At 32.5% G+C, this 17626-nt stretch carries 12 protein-coding genes and 1 other annotated feature; of the genes, 8 read left to right on the forward strand and 4 right to left on the reverse strand.

From position 1 onward, the window contains the following. Positions 1 to 268: 268 nt before the first annotated feature. The 4 genes from rpmH to mnmE all read left to right on the forward strand — a co-directional run bounded on the left by rpmH (position 269) and on the right by mnmE (position 2999). Positions 269 to 403 (forward strand): 50S ribosomal protein L34, encoded by a 135-nt coding sequence (gene rpmH / locus J0J69_RS09140; RefSeq protein WP_006784010.1) that lies wholly within the window; start codon positions 269 to 271, stop codon positions 401 to 403. Between the two features lie 55 nt (positions 404 to 458). Next, positions 459 to 800: a ribonuclease P protein component gene (gene rnpA, locus J0J69_RS09145; RefSeq protein WP_055243404.1), complete on the forward strand. Its 342-nt coding sequence runs from the start codon at positions 459 to 461 to the stop codon at positions 798 to 800. Positions 801 to 917: 117 nt separating this feature from the next. Further along, on the forward strand, positions 918 to 1529 hold the full coding sequence (jag, locus tag J0J69_RS09150) for an RNA-binding cell elongation regulator Jag/EloR (RefSeq protein WP_055243405.1): 612 nt from the start codon (positions 918 to 920) through the stop codon (positions 1527 to 1529). A 111-nt stretch (positions 1530 to 1640) separates the two neighbouring features. Beyond that, positions 1641 to 2999 (forward strand): tRNA uridine-5-carboxymethylaminomethyl(34) synthesis GTPase MnmE, encoded by a 1359-nt coding sequence (gene mnmE / locus J0J69_RS09155; protein WP_055243406.1) that lies wholly within the window; start codon positions 1641 to 1643, stop codon positions 2997 to 2999. Between the two features lie 898 nt (positions 3000 to 3897). On the opposite strand, the gene J0J69_RS09160 is transcribed toward mnmE, so the two are convergent. Continuing rightward, the gene (locus J0J69_RS09160) at positions 3898 to 4464 is read right to left on the reverse strand and encodes a Maf family protein (protein WP_212725874.1); all 567 of its coding nucleotides are present in this window, start codon (positions 4462 to 4464) and stop codon (positions 3898 to 3900) included. Positions 4465 to 5047: 583 nt separating this feature from the next. Then, positions 5048 to 5271, forward strand: a binding site (T-box leader). A gap of 235 nt (positions 5272 to 5506) precedes the next feature. Between J0J69_RS09160 and asnS the strand changes: the two genes are divergently transcribed. Beyond that, on the forward strand, positions 5507 to 6898 hold the full coding sequence (gene asnS / locus J0J69_RS09165; RefSeq protein ID WP_055241362.1) for an asparagine--tRNA ligase: 1392 nt from the start codon (positions 5507 to 5509) through the stop codon (positions 6896 to 6898). A 194-nt stretch (positions 6899 to 7092) separates the two neighbouring features. Here asnS and J0J69_RS09170 read toward each other — a convergent pair whose 3' ends face one another. Then, positions 7093 to 9009, reverse strand: a complete 1917-nt coding sequence (locus tag J0J69_RS09170; protein WP_212725228.1) for a YgiQ family radical SAM protein — start codon at positions 9007 to 9009, stop codon at positions 7093 to 7095. 160 nt (positions 9010 to 9169) lie between these two features. Next, entirely contained in the window at positions 9170 to 12235 is a 3066-nt protein-coding gene (gene pulA / locus J0J69_RS09175) for a type I pullulanase (RefSeq protein ID WP_212725873.1), read from the reverse strand. A 428-nt stretch (positions 12236 to 12663) separates the two neighbouring features. Between pulA and J0J69_RS09180 the strand changes: the two genes are divergently transcribed. Genes J0J69_RS09180 through rpoE form a run of 3 tightly spaced genes read left to right on the forward strand, consistent with a single transcriptional unit; the run spans position 12664 to position 15275 of the window. Continuing rightward, positions 12664 to 13098 (forward strand): YwiB family protein, encoded by a 435-nt coding sequence (locus J0J69_RS09180; protein ID WP_237252582.1) that lies wholly within the window; start codon positions 12664 to 12666, stop codon positions 13096 to 13098. Positions 13099 to 13103: 5 nt separating this feature from the next. Continuing rightward, positions 13104 to 14765 (forward strand): arginine--tRNA ligase, encoded by a 1662-nt coding sequence (argS, locus tag J0J69_RS09185; protein WP_237252580.1) that lies wholly within the window; start codon positions 13104 to 13106, stop codon positions 14763 to 14765. 21 nt (positions 14766 to 14786) lie between these two features. After that, entirely contained in the window at positions 14787 to 15275 is a 489-nt protein-coding gene (rpoE, locus tag J0J69_RS09190) for a DNA-directed RNA polymerase subunit delta (protein WP_055276636.1), read from the forward strand. A 481-nt stretch (positions 15276 to 15756) separates the two neighbouring features. On the opposite strand, the gene J0J69_RS09195 is transcribed toward rpoE, so the two are convergent. Then, positions 15757 to 17388 (reverse strand): ISL3 family transposase, encoded by a 1632-nt coding sequence (locus tag J0J69_RS09195; protein WP_212725871.1) that lies wholly within the window; start codon positions 17386 to 17388, stop codon positions 15757 to 15759. Positions 17389 to 17626 lie beyond the last annotated feature (238 nt).

A 17626-nucleotide genomic window follows, 5' to 3' on the forward strand; every position in this document is an offset into this window, starting at 1 on the left:
ATAACTCACAGCAATTTTATTGATAATATCAACGTTTTTCACATTTATCCCCAATATCCACAGAGTAAGGTATAAACACCATGTCGAATTGTGAATAATATTGTGGAATAAAAAAGTTAAGTGGTGTATAACTCATCTATATTCACATATCCACAATGGATAACTTTTGGATACACATATATCCAAAAAGTAATGATTGACTTTATAGTGATGATTCACTATAATATTGAACTATGCTATGGTATAAAACTCTTAGGAGGTGTTATAGATGAAACGTACTTGGCAACCAAACAAACGTAAACGTGCAAAAACTCATGGTTTCCGCGCTCGTATGGCAACACCAGGAGGACGCAATGTTTTAGCTCGTCGTCGTAAAAAAGGTAGAAAAGTGTTATGTGCATAAGACCACTCTTTAAAGTGGTCTTTTTACTAGCTAAAAAAATATAGCGGGTGAGAACATGCAAAAAAGTTATCGAATTAAAAAAAGTCAAGAAATTGAACAAGTCATGAAACGAGGACGTTCAAAAGCGAATCCTTACTTTATTGTATATAAGTATGCCAATAAAGAGACTGACAACTTCAGAATTGCAATCTCAGTTGGGAAAAAAATCGGAAAAGCCTTTGAACGTAATAAAATCAAACGCTACATCCGTAACGTCACAACTGAACATAAGCATGAAATGAATCCAGATTATGATTACTTCGTAATCGCTCGTAAAGGCGTAAAAGATTTAGACTATGCAACTTTTAAAGAAAAATTAGAACAACTATATAAAAAAATGGATATTATTCCAAAATAAAAAGGATTACAATTGTATTAGGACGTGTCGACCATCTGTTGAAATAAAAACTGGCAGACATTCATAGCATGGATTCAAACGTTGGTCGGAAATATTTCAAAGAAAGAAGTGATTTAGATGAAATCCAAAATATTCGAAGGAAAAGTTATGGATGATATCATTGTGGCAGCACAGAATCATTTTCATCACGACCAACAACATTTGACGATTCATGTATTGGAAGAGAAAAAAGGGATCTTCGGAATTGGAGCCTATGTTAAAGCAAAGGTCACATTAAATCTTGATCCAATCGAAGAAGGAAAAAAATATCTTCTTCAACTACTTAGTGATTTATGTTTAGAAGGAACTGTCGAAGTAGATTCGGCACAACATTCTGTCACATTTAACATAGACAGCAATAACAATGGAATGATTATTGGCCGTGAAGGAAAAACACTTCAAGCCATTCAAACCTTAACTAGCCAAGTCGTGAATCAATATACCAAATCTCATTTAAAAGTACTTGTGGATATTAACGGCTATAAACAACAACACAACCAAAAAATTGAGTACTTCGCACGCAAAATTGCTAAAGAAGTCACTCAAACAAAAATCGATGCTAAACTTGATCCGATGAATGCATACGATCGCCGATTAATCCATCAAGCTTTATCTGATTGGAAACACATCCAGACCGTGTCTGAAGGTGCCGATCCGAACCGATACATTATGATTAAATATAAACGATAAATAGACCTCCAAAGAGGTCTATTTTGACGTTTTTTTAGAGAAAGTGTTAAAATAAATACATCTAGAATAAAATTTAAATAAAATTAACATAACTGTAATGGAGGTGTCCACATGTTACAAGATACAATTGCGGGAATTGCAACCGCAATGGGTGAAGGTGCCATTTCAATTATTCGTGTTAGTGGAGATGACGCTTTACCAATTGCTAATAAACTATTCCGTGGTAAAGATTTAACAACAGTACCGAGCCATACCATTAACTATGGTTTTATATATGATCCTGAAACAAATAAAAAAGTCGATGAAGTATTAGTCTCTGTTATGCGAGCACCTAAAACATTCACAGTCGAAGACGTCGTTGAAATTAACTGTCACGGTGGAATCTTAGTCACAAATAAAATTCTTGAATTATTATTGGTGGCTGGTGCACGAATCGCTGAACCAGGAGAATTTACAAAACGTGCGTTCTTAAATGGACGTATCGACTTAGCACAAGCTGAATCAATCATGGACATTATTCACGCCAAAAGTGAACAATCCTTATCACTTGCTTTAAATGGATTAGATGGACGTGTATCTCGCCTAATCAAAGAAATGCGCGAAGAAATTTTAAATATTGTTGCTAACATCGAAGTTAACATCGACTATCCAGAGTACGATGATGTGGAAGAAATGACGAATGACATTTTACTTCCTCGTTCAATCGAGATTCACGAAAAAATGTTAAAACTACTCGACACAGCTAAAACAGGGAAAATCCTACGAGATGGAATTAAAACTGCAATTATCGGGCGTCCTAACGTCGGAAAATCGAGCCTTCTCAATCAATTAATGCGCGAAGAAAAAGCTATCGTAACCAACATTGCTGGAACAACACGCGACACAGTAGAAGGATATATCAATATCGGGGGATTAACCTTAAACTTAATTGATACAGCTGGAATTCGTGAAACGAAAGATATCGTTGAGGCGATTGGTGTCGAAAAATCTAAGAAATTAATCAATGAAGCCGAATTAGTCTTACTTGTTTTAAATAATAATGAAGCATTAACTGCTGATGATCGTGAATTATTACAATTAACTGCCGATAAAAATCGTATCATCATCTTAAATAAAACTGACTTAGAAACTAACATTGAACGTTCTGAATTACCATCGTATGTAGAAACATCAATGGTACTTGAGCAAGGAATCGAAGTCTTAGAAAATAGTATCAAAAAAATGTTTGAAATCGGGGACATTGGTTCATCTGATATGACTTACTTATCAAATGCACGCCATATTGCAAAATTAAAACAAGCCATTACTTCAATTGAAGATGCCATCAATGCTATGCAAATGGGAATGCTTGTGGATATGGTAGAAATCGATATAAAAAATGCCTGGTATTCACTTGGAGAAATTCTAGGAGAAGAAATTGGAGATTCGTTACTAGATGAACTCTTCAGTAAATTCTGTTTAGGTAAATAAAAAAGATTAGAGAGTTTTATCTCTAATCTTTTTTTATGCACTAATACAGGAAAAATATCTCAAAATTAAAATAAAATGCATCTTATTTTCGTGTTATAATTCCGCTTGCTTCTATTCTAAAATTTCGACAATAAAATAAGTTATCTACACACTGTAAACAACTCTGTGGACAATAATCGACACTTATCTACAACTTATTCACAAGATACACACAGGTATAAACATGGTAAAATCGACATTTTCAGACGTTTATCCACATTATTCACAACATTTATTATTATTGTTATTATTATAAATAAAAATATATAATATAATATCAAACTTTGTCGTAAATAAAAAAATTCATCCATATTCTTTAATAAAGAATATGGCCAGCTATCTGAATTAAATTAAATTTATCTTAATATAAATTTCTCAATTAAAATTTAACCCCCAGATATTAAAACAAATTCCTTTAAAATATGTATTAATTCACATCTTATATAAAAAATTAGTTACTTTCTATCTTTTTAACTCTAAATTTGCTGAATAATCTTAAAATGTATAAAATCATTATATTTTAAAAAAATGTCGAAATTTCCTCATTCCATTTTTATTAAAAATCTCTTATTTTTCATCATAAATCTACGAATTTTAAAAATATAACAGGGAAAATCACTGAAATTTAGATTACTAAAAACCGACAAATGAAAACAACTATCTACAACAAATTCACACCTATATGGACAATAATCGACACTTATCTACAACTTATTCACAAGATTTACACAGTCAAAAACATAGGAAAACCGACATTTTCAGACACTTATCCCCACTATCCCCAAACATTATTATTAAAGTTATTATTAAATAAATAATATATTAACTATAAAAAAAACGGATCAAATCGATCCGACTCCTAAATTAAACCTAAATGTGTTAATGTACGTTTTAATGAAGCAATAGGTAATCCCATCACACTATAATAATCTCCAGAAATAGATTTAACTAATTCAAACCCTTTTCCTTGAATTCCATATGAACCTGCTTTATCCATAGGTTCTCCGCTTTGAATATAATTTAAAATCCATTCATCAGTTACATTATAAAATTCTACTTCGGTAATATTAACGAAACTTGTTAATAACTCTTTATCTTTATTAATAATACTGACTCCAGTCATTACTTGATGTTTACGTCCTGATAATGATTTTAGCATATTAAATGCATCTTCTTCATTTTTAGGTTTCCCTAAAATCTTTCCACCAAATACAACAATCGTATCAGCACCGATAATTGTCTCTTGAGGAAATAACTCAGCAACTGCACAAGCTTTTTGAATCGCAAGATCTTGAACTTGTCCCGCTACATCTAAATCCTCATCTAACATCTCATCCACTTGGCTCACAATCACACGATGTTTAATTCCCGCTAACTCTAATAATTCTTTTCGTCTTGGAGACTGAGAGGCTAATATAATTCCCATTATAAAAACTCCTTTTATTCAAAATATAATGAGTTATTATAACACAAGTAAAGTTCCCCTATTAATGAACTTTAAAATAATCCCTTATATACACTCAAATTATAACGAATTACTTCATATGATGATAAAATTATACAAAGATAAGATTCAACAATAATCTATATCATTAGACAAAATTCAAAAAATATTAAACATTGTCCTATTCGTCTACAACTCGACAAAATTCTATTTTTTTAACAATATCCCGAAATAATTAGGTATGCCTTACTTATAAATTATTGGAGTAATGAATATGGAGGAGACATAGTATATGTTGACGAATTATTTGTTAAAGAGTCATATCGTAGTAAGTGAATTAGCACAAAATTTTTTAAATATTTAGAACAAAATGATACAATTTGTTTGGAAACAATATGACAAAATAAAAAAGCACAACTCTTTTATGAAAAGAATAATTTTTCTATTTACGAGAATATTTTTTACTTCAAAAAATTAAACTAAAATGACAGAATATATTTTTTGATAATTCTGGGGATAATTATTGACTAATAATGACTTACAGTATAATATCTTAATTAAGTAAATACTTACGTTGAAAAGGAGAGTAGCTTTTAATTAAGTTATAGCGAATCAGGGACGGTGGAAGCCTGATATGGCGTTGAAAGTGAAGAACACCTTGGAGTTACTTACCGAAAGCAAAATTGTGAGTAGACTAAGTCGTAGATCCTGCGTTAAAGGTAAAGGGTAAGAACAGATTAGTTCTTAAACTAGGGTGGTACCGCGGATCAACAGTCATTCGTCCCTTTTGGGCGAAGACTGTTTTTTTGTTGCCCGAGGTGATTCTCAATAACTTATCCACAAATTCAAAAAAAGCATTTGAAATTTCATCTATAGGAATTTAAACATTAGACAATCTAGATTATGTATGTTTTTCCTTGACAAAATACTTATTAGAGAAGTTTAAAGTTTAATTTGATTTGTGCATATCTTTGAAATATCCAAGCAACAAAATATTGATTTATTATAAAAGGAGGACCTCTTAATGGAAAAAATCGTTGTACGTCAATTATTTAGAAACTTAGATCGTTATGCTAACCAAATCGTTGAATTAAACGGATGGGTTCGTAATAACCGTGCTCAAAAATCATTTGGATTCTTAATGGTGAATGATGGTTCATTCTTCGAGACAATCCAAGTTGTTTATGAGGAAAACTTAGAAAACTTTAAAGAAGTTCAAAAGTTCCGTGTTGGTTCAGCAGTCACAGTTCGTGGATTAGTAGTGCCAACACCAGATGCTAAACAACCATTTGAAATCAAAGCACAGGAGGTAATTTTAGAAGGCGATTGTCCTGAAGATTACCCAATCCAACCAAAACGCCACACACGTGAATTCTTGCGTGAAGTTGCACACTTACGCCCACGCACAAACTTATTCGCTGCAGTATTCCGTGTTCGCTCTTTAGTTGCTCATGCTATCCACAGCTACTTCCAAGAGCAAAATTTCGTTTATGTTCATACACCAATTATCACGGGATCTGATGCTGAAGGTGCGGGAGAAATGTTCCAAGTGACAACATTAGATTTTAACAACGTTCCACGTACTGAAGAAGGAGCAGTTGATTTCAAACAAGACTTCTTCGCTAAATCAACAAATTTAACAGTATCAGGACAATTAGAAGCTGAAACATTCGCATTGGCTTTACGTGATGTATACACATTCGGACCAACATTCCGTGCAGAAAACTCTAATACTCAACGCCATGCCGCTGAATTCTGGATGATTGAACCAGAAATTGCATTTGCTGACTTACAAGATGATATGGATTTAGCAGAAGGTATGGTTAAATATATTATCAACTACGTATTAGAGCATGCTCCAGAAGAAATGGCATTCTTTGATCAATTCGTAAGCAAAGGAGTTTTAGAGCGTGTTAAAGCAGTAGCAGCATCTGATTTCAAACGCCTTCCATATACAGAAGCAATCGAAATCTTATTACAAGCTGATAAAAAATTCGAAAACCCAGTATCTTGGGGAATTGACTTATCAACAGAACATGAACGTTACTTAACTGATGAAGTATTTAAAGCACCAGTTTTCGTAACAGACTATCCAAAAGATATCAAAGCCTTCTACATGCGTTTAAATGATGATCAAAAAACTGTTGCTGCGATGGACCTTTTAGTACCAGGTGTTGGTGAATTAATCGGTGGTTCACAACGTGAAGAACGTTTAGAAATCCTAGAACAACGTATGGACGAAATCGGAGTACCAAAAGAAGAATTAGATTGGTATTTAGATTTACGCCGTTATGGTGGAGTCAAACATGCTGGATTCGGTTTAGGGTTTGAACGTATGATCATGTACATCACAGGAGTAGAAAATATCCGTGATGTAGTCCCATTCCCACGTACACCTAAAAATGCAGAATTCTAAAATACTAAAAACTCTCGTGCAAACGAGAGTTTTAATTTTGTAAAATGTGTAATAGCATATATAGTGGGCATTATAAAGAATCCTTGTCCAAAAGTATATCAATTACTAAAGTATAAAAGAGACAAAAAAACACGTCGGCTTAATTGACGTGTTTTTTAACTAATAAATTAATAAGCTTTTATGTTATTTATAATTTAGCGAGATTTTCTTTTTTTCTTTCCACCTTCATAAGCCTTTTTATGACTTGGCTTTTGATAATTTTTTTGTTGTTTTTGATTTGATTTAGTCGTTAGTTTACTTGATTTTACTGGTAATTTTGGTTTTACTGGTCTAATTAAACATTCAGGTTCATAGCCAACTAAATCTAAACGTCCGGCTTTTTGTAAGGCTTCATAAACTAAATCATAATTCTTTGGATTTTTATATTGAATTAAGGCACGTTGCATTGCCTTCTCATTAGGATTTTTTGGAACATAAACTGGTGTCATTGTACGAGGATCGACGCCTGTATAGAACATCGTTGTGGATAACGTACCTGGTGTTGGATAGAAATCTTGTACCTGTTCTGGCTGATGATTAATATCACGTAAATACTCAGCTAATTCAATGGCACCATGTAAATCACAACCTGGATGTGAACTCATTAAATATGGCACTAAGTACTGATCCTTATTTAACTTTTTATTAATTGCATAATATTTTCTTACAAATCGATCATATAAAGAACGTGTTGGTTTCCCCATATAATGTAACACCTTATCTGAAACATGCTCAGGGGCCACTTTTAATTGTCCGCTGACATGATGTTCAACTAATTCATGGAAAAATTCATCATTTTTATCATACATCACATAATCATAACGAATTCCTGAACGAACAAATACTTTCTTCACATTTGGTAAAGTTCTTAATTGTCGAAGAAGATCAAGATACTCACTATGATCTACTTTTAATTGTTTACATGGATTAGGATGTAAACATTGCTTTTTCTTACAAACACCTTTTGTTATTTGTTTATCACAACTTGGGGCATAGAAATTAGCTGTTGGTCCTCCAACATCATGAATATATCCTTTAAAATTAACATCTTCCGTGATCTTCTTAGCTTCCTCAATAATTGATTCTTTAGAACGTGTTTGAATGGTACGTCCTTGATGGAAGGTTAGAGCACAGAAATTACACCCACCATAACATCCGCGATTAGAAATTAAACTAAATTTCACTTCATCAATTGCTGGAATATGTCCTAATTCTTTATACATTGGGTGATATTCTCTTGTATAAGGAAGAGCGTACGTATAATCCATTTCTTCTTGAGTTAAACGTTCACCTGGTGGATTTTGAACTACATACCAACCTTGGCAAGGCTCAACTAATGTTTTTGCGACAATTGAATCCGTATTCTCATATTGGATATTAAAACTTTTTGCATAAGTCATTTTATCCGCTACAATTTCTTCGTAGCTTGGAAGCATGATGTAATCATAAGCACGACTTAAATCTTTAGTTTTCCAAACAGATCCACGAATATAAACTAAGTCTTCAACTGCAATTCCAGCATTTAAAGCATCAGCAACCTCAATAATAATTTTTTCGCCCATCCCATAAAGTAATAAATCAGCTTTAGCATCTAATAATAAAGAATGACGAACTTTATCATCCCAATAATCATAGTGAGCCAGACGACGTAAAGATGCCTCAATTCCACCTACAATAATCGGAACATCTGGATAAGCTTGACGTGCCATATGAGAATAAACAATAGTTGCACGGTCAGGACGTTTTCCCATTTCCCCATTAGGAGTATAAGAATCTTTTTTACGACGGCGTTTAGATACCGAATAATGATTGACCATCGAATCAATATTTCCAGAAGAAATTAAAAAACCTAAACGAGGCTTTCCAAAACGTCTAAACTCTTCAACCTCTTTCCAATTTGGTTGTGAAATAATACAAACCTTATAACCATATGCTTCAAGTGTTCTTGTAATAATCGCAGCACCAAATGAAGGATGATCCACATAAGCATCACCCGTAATATAAACGAAGTCAGCCTGTTCCCAACCACGAGCCTTCATTTCCTCGTGTGTTACTGGTAAAAATTCTGACATATTATCACCTCGTCAAATTCAGTCTATCGACATTATAACAGGTTTCTTCTTAAAACATGAAACACATTTATTAGCAATAGTTATAAAAAAGTCTAGGTATCTATTAAAATTTAAGGAAAATTAAAAGAGACTAATCTCATCGACTAGTCTCTTTTAGAAATTATTTAGAAGCTTTCTTTTTTTTATCGTAAATAATATAACCAGCTGTTCCAGCAATAACAAGTAATGCTGCTCCAGCAATTAATAATAATTGGTTAAAGTTTTCTGTTGTATTCATTGAATCATCAATCATTAATACATAAGAAGAATGTGGCGTTACTGTTATTGAATCACCTTTAATAACTTCAATTACTTCAGTTCCAGCTGTCTCACCATTTACAACTAATTGCCAGTCTGCAGATTTCGGTAAAGAAATGACTTGTTCGCTATCTGTAGCATTGTGGATAACTGTAATATCTGATGCTGAATCCCCGTTTGCATTATTTTCTAAATTGAAAGCAACAACTCCAAGAGGAATATCTTCCATGAATGTTAAATTATTTTGAATATCTTCTTGTGCAGACATACGGAAGGCCGGATGTGCCCTACGAAGTGAAATTAATCCTTTATAGTAATTATAAACATCTTGATTTTCGTTTTTCCAATTCCAATTAATTTGATTAACTTCATCCGAAGCATTGTAACTATTATGATCTCCATCTTTTGTACGCATCATTTCAACACCTGCATGTAAGAAAGGAACACCTTGTGCAGTTAATATGATAGCATTTGCTTGCTTTTGCATTAATTTAATTGTTTCTTCATCCGCATCTGGAAGAGTTGCGATTAATTTATCATAAAGCGTGTTGTTATCGTGTGCTGAGACATAGTTAATTGATTGAGCTGCCTCAGTTGCCCAAGGACCACTTGCTCCACCTGCTAAAGCTACGCGATTATAATCGATTTGAGAATGTTCTGTTGCACCAACAATACCAAATTTAACACGCTCATCAAAAGTAAATTGCCCATTTACAAAACCAGGCTCTTCAGCATTAAACACGCTACCTTTTATACCATCACGAATATCATCACTAAACATCGCAACTCCTGGCATTTGAGAAGCATAGATTTTTAATGCAGCTTCAGTTGGTTTTAATGCTGAACCACCTGCATCCCAACCTTCACCATAAGTAATGATTGTTGGATCAATTTCAGTTAAAGCATTACGAATTTCATTTATTGTGTCAATATCATGTAAAGCCATTAAATCGAAACGGAATCCATCAATATTATATTCTGTTGCCCAGTATGTAACTGAATCAATCATGAACTTACGCATCATTGAACGATCAGAAGCTGTTTCATTACCACAACCAGAACCATTTGAGAATCCACCATCTGTTGTTTGACGATAATAATATCCTGGAACAATTTTATTAAAATCTGAATCGGCGGTTGCACCTGTATGATTATAAACAACATCCATTACAACACGAACTCCATTTTGATGTAATGATTGAACCATTTGTTTAAACTCATTAATACGAACTTCACCATTTTCAGGATCTGTTGAATAAGAACCTTCAGGAACATTATAATTTTGAGGATCATAACCCCAGTTAAATTGTGCTTCATCTAAATTCGTTTCATCAATTGAACGATGATCAAATGCTGGAAGTAAGTGAAGGTGTGTAATTCCTAAATCTGTTAAGTGATCTGTTCCACCTTCTTCAGTAAATCGTAAAAACTTCCCGACATTTTCTAATCCTGACGATTCATGAGTTGACCAGTCACGCATATGTAACTCATAGATAATAGCATCTGTTGGATTTCCGCTAAATTCAGGAGCTACATCTTCAGCCCAATTTTCAGGGTCTGTTAAATCTAAATCTACAACCATCGCACGATTTCCATTGACTCCAACTGCACGTGCATAAGGATCAACAGCTTCGTTTGTTTGATTTCCAACTGTTACTTCATATGTATAATATGTAAGATTTAAATCACCAGAAACTTCTGCTACCCATGTTCCTTTAACATCGCGAGTCATATCGATTTTTTCAATTAAGTTATCCCCACTACCCGCTTCATATAAATTTAAAATGACTTTACTAGCAGTGGGTGCCCATACTCTAAATGATGTATTATCTTTAGAATAAGTAAATCCTAAATCATCACCATCATAATAAAATGCATCATGAAATTCTTCTGAATCAAAAAGTCCTGTATAAGATACCTCGATTGCATCTTTAAATCCTTCTTTTGAAATTGTATAAGAGTTTTCTAAGTTAATATCTTCTTTTAATAATACTACAATCGTAGAACCTGTTTGATCTACCAACACTTGATCTAATTCAAGTATATTTCCTGAATTATCTTTTATTTCGATTCCATCTGTTGAAGTGAATGGAATTGGTGCTGTTAGAATAACCTTTTTTAATGACGTAAAAGTAGCTGAAGATAAACGAGGTCTTAAATCTACATCATCCTCATTATAGTAAATATTAGGATCTCCTTCTAATAAATAAACATGTAATACCTCATCTTTCGCTTTTGTTAAATCAATAAAACGATCTTGATCAATATCTCTGGAGTCCCAATCTCCCTTTCTCATAATAATTCCAAGTTGTTGAGCCCCATTTAAATCTTTTAAATTCATTTTAAAAATCTTTCCGTAATCATCTTCATCGTTAAATGCATAAGATAATCCCTCTTTATCTCCAATCCATCCCCAAATATTCCACTTCTTATATTTATCATCATATCGGCGATAGTGTACAAATACTTGCATCTCAGCTTCTTCATCACTTACTGTAGATTCATTAGCATTTGCAGCAGTTGGTAATTGTACAACTTCACCACCTGCACCTTCTGGTGCTTCAGTTAAATATCCACATTGTCCTTCTGTTACCCAAATTTCAGTATCTTGTTCAACTAAGATACGTTGATCTTCATCACAGTTTTTAGCTACCCAATCCCCTTTACGAATAATGAATCCCGATTCATTACCTACAGCTACTTCGATTTCTGCAATGTAACCAAAGTCATCTCTAGCAGTAAAGTCAATTTGTTCCATATCTTCCGTTCCCGTATCCCAAGCCCAGATATTCCAATCATCATATACTCCATCAGTTCGTTGATAATGGATTGTTAGTTTTGCATTATCTGTTGCATAAATCCTCCCATTTGGTAAAAGTGATGTTACTACAATCGCTATTGCTAGTAGTAATGAAATTAAACGCTTCATATTATCCCCCCTATATTAAATTACATTTTAAATTGTACCATTTTTTGGTCAATCAAAGTATACGCTTACAGTAGTGTGTAAACGATTACTTTGAAAATAAAAGAGATGTCTGACTTTAATAGCATTTCAAAGATTATAACCTATTAAAAATATTCCTTTTTCAAAAATAAATTTTTGTAAATTAAAACTACTTTACATATCAGATAATCTTATAAATTTAAGACTTATTTCTTATGTGAATAGGAGAAAAAAATTAATGATTCTTTACAATACAGCTCTTAAAGAAAAAATAGATTAATCTAGATAACTGTTAAATGATAGTTTGTATTGTATATATTTATAAAGTTATTGCAATAATCATATAGAATCGATAAAATAAATTGTGCTATAATTAATAGATAAACTTACACATTATGGATGATGGTAAAATGAGTATGAATAAAATATCTGGATTAGTTAGTTTTTGTATGAAAGTTATACAAGGATTAGATGTAACTGAGACTAATTATGAGACTTCAGGGATTCTTTATAAAAAAAGTGATAAATATTATCTATTTTTCGATGAAACAAACTTTTATGATAATTCAACTACAAAGTGTAGGATTGAGTTTAATCATGATCAAATTCGTGTGCGTCGTGATGGTCAAGTCATTATAGATCAAACATATAGAACTACTGAAACTGTACAAGGTTATATTAAAACAGTTTATGGTCAGTTAGATAGTGAAGTTAAAACACACTGCTATATGTTAGAAGAAAATGATACATCTATCCGGTTAACATTGGACTATGATCTATTTGTATCAGGTGAAAGATCAGGGAATTATAAATTAATAATTCAATTTAATAAGGAGGATATTTAATATATATGATCCAAACATTAAAAAATAATTTAAGAAAAGAAATTAAAGAAGCAGTATTAAAGTGTGGATATATTCAAGCTGAAGATGAATTTAACATCATTTTAGAAAATTCAAAAGATGTAAATCATGGGGATTATTCTACAAACGTAGCAATGCAACTTACTAAATTAGCAAGAAAAAATCCACGTATGATTGCAGAAGAATTATTAAGCAATTTTAATAATGAAAATGCTAATGTTGAAAAAGTAGAAATTGCAGGACCAGGATTTATTAACTTTTTCATGAATAAAAATGCATTTACTAAATCAATTAAAAATATTATTGAATTAGGTCAAGAATATGGAAAAAGTAATTCAGGGAATGGTTTAAAATACAATGTAGAATACGTTTCAGCAAATCCTACAGGTGATTTACACTTAGGGCATGCACGTGGAGCAGCATTAGGTGATTCATTATGTCGTATTTTATCTAAAGCTGGATATGATGTAACACGTGAATATTATGTTAATGATGCTGGAAATCAAATTCATAACTTAGTAATCTCGGCATATGCTCGTTATTTACAAGCATTAGGTAAAGACGCCGAAATGCCTGAAGATGGTTACTATGGACCTGACATCATCTCATTAGGAAAAATGATGGCAGAACAGTATCAAGATCAATTTGTTGATAAATTAGATGAAAATTATGATTTAATTCGTCAAATCTCTTTAGACTATGAATTAAACAAAATCAAACAAGATTTAAATATGTTTGGTGTGGAATTTGACTTATTTACAAGTGAAAAAGCTATTTATGATAAAAATCTAGTAAAAGAGTCAATTGATTTATTACAAGAAAAAGGATATATCTATGAGGAAGATGGAGCTGTTTGGTTCCGTTCAACAGATTTTGGAGATGATAAAAATCGTGTATTAAGAAAATCTGATGGCTCATATACATATTTAACACCAGATATCGCTAACCATATCGAAAAATTAAATCGTGGAAATGATAAATTAGTCGATATTTGGGGAGCAGATCATCATGGATATATTGCCCGCGTAAAAGCAGCAATGCAAGCTTTAGGTTATGAAGCAGATAAATTAGAAGTAGATATTATTCAAATGGTTCGTTTAATTAAAGATGGCGAAGAATTTAAAATGTCAAAACGTACAGGAAAAGCTGTTACGATACGTGATTTAGTTGACGAAGTAGGTGTAGATGCTGTTCGTTACTTCTTCGTAATGCGTAGTGGAGAAACACAAATGGACTTCGATTTAGATTTAGCAACTAAGAAATCAAACGAAAATCCAGTATACTATGCACAATATGCACATGCTAGAACGTGTTCAATTTTAAGACAAGCAGAAGAAAAAGGATTCTCTCCAGTCTTAAAAGATGAATATGAGTTTATTTCACATGAAAAAGAATATGAAGTAATTAAGCTAATGGGAGAATTCCCAATGGTAATCGCAGATGCAGCTGCAAAACGTAAACCACACTTAATCTGTAATTATATTAATGACTTAGCAACAGCATTCCATAGTTTATATAATGCAGAGAAAGTTATTAATGAAGAAAATACAGAAAAAACAAATGAAAAATTAGCTTTAATCAAAGCATTAGAAGTAACAATTAAGAATGCATTAGAATTAATCGGTGTAGATGCACCAGAAAGAATGTAATTTATTAGAGGAGGACTTAAAATGACTACACACAATGAAGAAATGTCAATGTTAGAAGTAGCGGAATTACTTATTCAACGTAAAATTAAACCTCAAAAATTCGAGAAAATTGCTAAAGAAGTATGCGAAATCATGGGATTAACAGATGAACAATTCCAATCTAAATTAGCTCAGTTCTATACAGATCTTACATTAAGTGGTAAGTTTGTAACTGTTGGTGAAGATAAATGGGATTTAAAATCACGCCAAAAATATGAAGTAGCTAACTATGATACATATGATATTGACTTTGATGATGAAGAAGTAGAACCTATTACAGAAGATGGGTTTGATTCGTATGATACAGAGATGGATTATAAAGAAGATGATACAGACAAAGATGAAAATGATGACTTTGTTGACGAAGAAGAAGCTGAAGATGATTATAGTGATGAGAGTAATGCTGAAGTTGGAGAAGACTCAGATGAATTCGAAGGCTTAGCTATTTATCACGAGGATGAGATGGAGTAATCATTAGAAAATATAATATCTATAAAAGATTGTACTCAATATTAGAGTGCAATCTTTTTATTTAGGAACTTATTTCAAGGCATACAGAACGTATTTTCGATATAAGATTGATACGTTTTAAAGGTTAAAAAAGCGGATGTTCTGTTTCAAGTAAGTGATTCAAGCGGTGGATATTTTTCGCTTGAATTTAGGACTGTGTTTCTTAAAATTTTTTATGATTCGAATACGAGTTTTATTGAGTATAGGATAACGTCCTTCTTCAGTATATCGTTTAAAATAAGCCTAAAGAAAATTTAAATCACGATCGTCAAACAATATCAATGATTTGTTTCGTATCCTTCATCACAAAAGATAAATAACATGTGACCCATTCCCTAGCAGTGGAGTATTTATGCTTGGCATGCTAGGGAATCCTCAGTAGATTTAACTATAAATGTCAATAAAAAAGTGGTTCTTCCGTTATTTTGGTGAAAAGCCTTTTTTAGGCATAGAGTACTTTAATGCGAAGAAGTTTAAAACTAGCTCGTCCATACATTTGACGTTTAATCATTTTAATTCGGTTGACATTTCCCTCACAAATGGCATTAGTGTATGGATAAACTAATGCATTAATTATCGATTGCTCATCGCGTTTCATTCGACGACAAAACTCACGAAGTAATTTAATTTCGTGATTAACATAACGTTCCAGCCACTGAGATAACTTAATGACTTGTCCCATAGTAACCAAATCTCTAAATAATTGCACTGCTGTATATAACTCACTTAGATCAGAGTGGCCTTGAAAGAGTTGATTTAATAAATCTAACTCTTGTTGAGTTAAAGAGGTTGCCTTTCGCCAGATTAATGAGATTAATTGAAATTTGGTCGTTTTCAAATATTTAGGAGGTTTTTTATTGATTTTATCCTCTACCTTTTTATTCTTTTTTATTGAGAGAGTTGCTTTAATTTCTTGAACTTTTCGTCGGGTTGAAGAAGGTGCTCCTTTAAATCCTTGTTGTATCAATTGTTTATGAATCCAAATAGCTGTTTTCCCTTCCTGACACCATTGTGTGATTTGGTTTAAATAGGGAAGAAATTGGTTAACACGTGGCTTTCTTATTTGTTTTGGGGGTTCAGATAATTGTATATACTTTGTCACACTTGTACGACTTAGCTTAAGATGCCTGGCTGTTTGGCGAATAGAGCCTAGTTGTTGATAGACTTTTTGAACCTCTAAAATGAGTGTCCATTTCGATTGTTCTTTTTCAGATAATGATTCATGACTAACGGTTGACTCTTCATTAGTAGTAGCTATATCTGTCTCGTTATCCGTTGTTTCGAGGACTGGGCATTCAGGTATGATAAACCATCCTTTAGGAAAACGAGAACTGATGGTTTCTTTAACAACATCTAATAAGTTTTTAAGAAAGTGCCACTTATCTGCAATCTGAATAATGTCAGGGTTCGTTGAATGAATCGCTTTGGTATACGTTGTCGCTCGATCACGTGTCACTAATTTAACTGAAGGATGTTTTTCTAACCATTCTTTAAATGCTTGAGTCGAGCGAGAAGCCAAAATCTCAACCGGACGATGCGTTTTTAAATCACAAATGACAGTTCCAAATTCAACGCCTCTACGAAAAGAAAAATCATCAACCCCAATATGAGTTAATGATTGATTTTTTATTTCTTTTTCAGTGGAATCAATACGTCTTAATAAATCTAATAGCGAGTCTCCACTTCGTTCATATCCAAGTTTAAAAAGGAAGCGTGATAAAGCTTCCGCACTCATCGATAATGATAATTGAAGAAAGACTTCTTCAAGACGAACAGTTAAACGCCGGTAGGTATTTAGAAAACCAGTAAATCTTTCAGTGAAAATTTGACGTTTACAGTTTGAATTTAAGCAAAAAAACTTTTTAGCTTGTATCTTTAATTGGACTGGCTTACTAAGAATAGAAGCATCTAATGGTTTTCTAATATACGTACTGTGCACATGCTGACTTTTCATACCACATAATGGACAGTGACTAAAATTTGATTTAGACTTTAAGTAAATCAGGATTTTATGCTCATTATTTTCAATGGATTGAATCATAAGATTTTCAGGAAAAAAGACATTAAGATTCATGATGATAGTTACCTCTCTAAGATGTCTTTTTATTATATCAGGTAAAGCGTTTTATCACCAAAAGTCAGGAAGAACCACCTTTATATTAGCATTCATAATTTAACGCGCTTAAATTCATTAAAACAAAGATTTTCAGGAAGGTAATTAAAGTTGAGGGATTGAGATTCATAGAAGCTATGAGTGATGCGATTAACTGTTGAATGAGAGACTTGATGACGATGGGCAATATTTCATTCAG

The sequence above is a fragment of the Turicibacter bilis genome, assembly GCF_024499055.1.
Classification (GTDB): Bacteria; Bacillota_I; Bacilli_A; order MOL361; family Turicibacteraceae; genus Turicibacter; species Turicibacter bilis.

Bases quoted from the DNA above. Each gene is read 5' to 3' on its own strand.
- rpmH (WP_006784010.1), top strand. From the start codon at position 269: ATGAAACGTACTTGGCAACCAAACAAACGTAAACGTGCAAAAACTCAT.
- rnpA (WP_055243404.1), top strand. From the start codon at position 459: ATGCAAAAAAGTTATCGAATTAAAAAAAGTCAAGAAATTGAACAAGTC.
- jag (WP_055243405.1), top strand. From the start codon at position 918: ATGAAATCCAAAATATTCGAAGGAAAAGTTATGGATGATATCATTGTG.
- mnmE (WP_055243406.1), top strand. From the start codon at position 1,641: ATGTTACAAGATACAATTGCGGGAATTGCAACCGCAATGGGTGAAGGT.
- J0J69_RS09160 (WP_212725874.1), bottom strand. From the start codon at position 4,464: ATGGGAATTATATTAGCCTCTCAGTCTCCAAGACGAAAAGAATTATTA.
- asnS (WP_055241362.1), top strand. From the start codon at position 5,507: ATGGAAAAAATCGTTGTACGTCAATTATTTAGAAACTTAGATCGTTAT.
- J0J69_RS09170 (WP_212725228.1), bottom strand. From the start codon at position 9,009: ATGTCAGAATTTTTACCAGTAACACACGAGGAAATGAAGGCTCGTGGT.
- pulA (WP_212725873.1), bottom strand. From the start codon at position 12,235: ATGAAGCGTTTAATTTCATTACTACTAGCAATAGCGATTGTAGTAACA.
- J0J69_RS09180 (WP_237252582.1), top strand. From the start codon at position 12,664: ATGAGTATGAATAAAATATCTGGATTAGTTAGTTTTTGTATGAAAGTT.
- argS (WP_237252580.1), top strand. From the start codon at position 13,104: ATGATCCAAACATTAAAAAATAATTTAAGAAAAGAAATTAAAGAAGCA.
- rpoE (WP_055276636.1), top strand. From the start codon at position 14,787: ATGACTACACACAATGAAGAAATGTCAATGTTAGAAGTAGCGGAATTA.
- J0J69_RS09195 (WP_212725871.1), bottom strand. From the start codon at position 17,388: ATGAATCTTAATGTCTTTTTTCCTGAAAATCTTATGATTCAATCCATT.